This is a genomic window from Clostridium tarantellae (assembly GCF_009295725.1).
GTDB lineage: Bacteria > Bacillota > Clostridia > Clostridiales > Clostridiaceae > Sarcina > Sarcina tarantellae.
This window is the reverse complement of sequence record NZ_WHJC01000453.1, coordinates 1-1,828: the sequence shown is the minus strand read 5'-3', so window position 1 is coordinate 1,828 and position 1,828 is coordinate 1. Positions and strand designations below refer to the sequence as shown.

Below are 1,828 nucleotides of genomic sequence, written 5' to 3'. Positions count from 1 at the left end.
ATATTAAGTATGTTAGGTCATGCAATAAGCATAAATAAATTAAATTTAAAATGTTATTATGTATTTTTAATGATAATTTTTATTGACATAATACTTTTATATTTAAAATTATTTATAAACTATATTTTTAAAAGAACTTAAAATTGTTATAAAAGTATTAAGATTTATAATATCATTAAATTATTGATATTATAAAAAGCAGATATAAAGGAGAAAATAATGAATAAAGAATTTAAATGTTTATATATACAGGAAAAAGATGGTTCTTTCAAAAGAAGTATAGAAAAAAAATATATAGATGATCTTCCACAGGGAGAAATTTTGATAAATGTAAAATATTCTTCTTTAAATTATAAAGATGCCCTTTCAGCTACTGGAAATAAAGGGGTAACTAGAAATTATCCTCATACTCCAGGAATCGATGCATCAGGTATTGTAGTAAAAAGTTTTAATAAATGCTTTAAAGAAGGAGATAAGGTTCTTGTAACAGGATATGATTTAGGAATGAATACTTGGGGAGGATTTTCAGAATATATAAGGGTTCCAGCAAGTTGGGTAGTAAAACTTCCACAAGAGTTATCATTAAAAGAAAGTATGTATTATGGAACAGCAGGATTTACTGCAGCATTATCTATATATAAATTAATACAAACAGTTAAAAAAGATGATGGGGATATATTAGTTACAGGTGGTACAGGAGGAGTTGCATCTATAGCAATAAAAATTTTAGTTAAGTTAGGATATTCAGTGGTGGTTGCTACTGGTAAGTTAGAAGAACAAAAAGATATTTTATTTAAATTAGGAGCTAAAGAAGTTATAAGTAAAGAGGAGGTTAATGATAAATCGAGTAGACCTTTACTTAAATCTAAATGGGCTGGAGTTATAGATACAGTTGGTGGAAATATATTATCAACTGCTATAAAGATGACTAATTATTGTGGAGCAGTTACAGCTTGTGGAAATGCTGCAGGGGGTAATTTTGAAAGTTCAGTTTACCCATTTATATTAAAAGGAGTTACTCTTTATGGAATTGATTCAGTAGAGTGTCCTATGGATTTAAGAATTAAATTATGGTCTTTATTAGCTAGTGAATGGAAACCTAAAAATTTAGATAGTATGGTTAATATAATATCATTAGAAAGGTTAGATGAAAATATTAATTTAATTTTACAAGGAAAGCATATTGGTAGAACTGTTATAAATTTTAATTTATAAAAAAACTTATATTAATAAAAACTGTAGGAAAATTTGATTTTTACAAATTCTCTTACAGTTTTTACATTTATTATGTAATTTAAATATATATTAAGCATCTTTACTTATTTTTTTATATAAGTATCCTAATAAACTACCCCAAATTAATGACATTATTATAATCCATAAAGCATAAAATGGATTTTTTGTTAAAATAAAGGATGCTAAAGGGATAAATAATATTATTGAAATAATAAAACCTTTTAAAGTATCGTGGATATTTATGGTAGTTATTGAAAAAATATATCCAATTACTATCCAAGTTAAAAAAGTTGCTATAACAAGATTCTTTGGTATATTTTCAGTAATCATAGGAACTGAATTAAATAAACCTATTATTGCACCTAGAACTATTCCTATTAGTGATTTATTAAATGTTTTACTATATTTTTTCATAAAATTCCCTCCTTTATTATTAGTATATTCTTTTTGATATAACTGTGCAAATTTAGTAAATTAATATTTTTTAAAGAAAATTATCTATAATTTAAATTTAATATTTAAATATATGTTCATTAATAAAATTTAATAGAATTTTATTAAATGTATTAACAGTGATTATAAAATTATATAT

General features: G+C 23.5%; 2 protein-coding genes. One reads left to right on the top strand and one right to left on the bottom strand.

What is annotated here, in order from left to right; genetic code table 11:
* Positions 1–219: 219 nt before the first annotated feature.
* Positions 220–1,215, top strand: a complete 996-nt coding sequence (locus tag GBZ86_RS15515; RefSeq protein WP_152892158.1) for a YhdH/YhfP family quinone oxidoreductase — start codon at positions 220–222, stop codon at positions 1,213–1,215.
* A gap of 90 nt (positions 1,216–1,305) precedes the next feature.
* On the opposite strand, the gene GBZ86_RS15510 is transcribed toward GBZ86_RS15515, so the two are convergent.
* Positions 1,306–1,650 carry a hypothetical protein gene (locus GBZ86_RS15510; protein WP_152892156.1) on the bottom strand — a complete coding sequence of 115 codons (345 nt, stop codon included), beginning with the start codon at positions 1,648–1,650 and terminating at the stop codon, positions 1,306–1,308.
* Positions 1,651–1,828 lie beyond the last annotated feature (178 nt).

What these genes read in the sequence shown, in the direction of transcription:
- GBZ86_RS15515 (WP_152892158.1), top strand. Translation starts at nt 220, where the DNA reads ATGAATAAAGAATTTAAATGTTTATATATACAGGAAAAAGATGGTTCT.
- GBZ86_RS15510 (WP_152892156.1), bottom strand. Translation starts at nt 1,650, where the DNA reads ATGAAAAAATATAGTAAAACATTTAATAAATCACTAATAGGAATAGTT.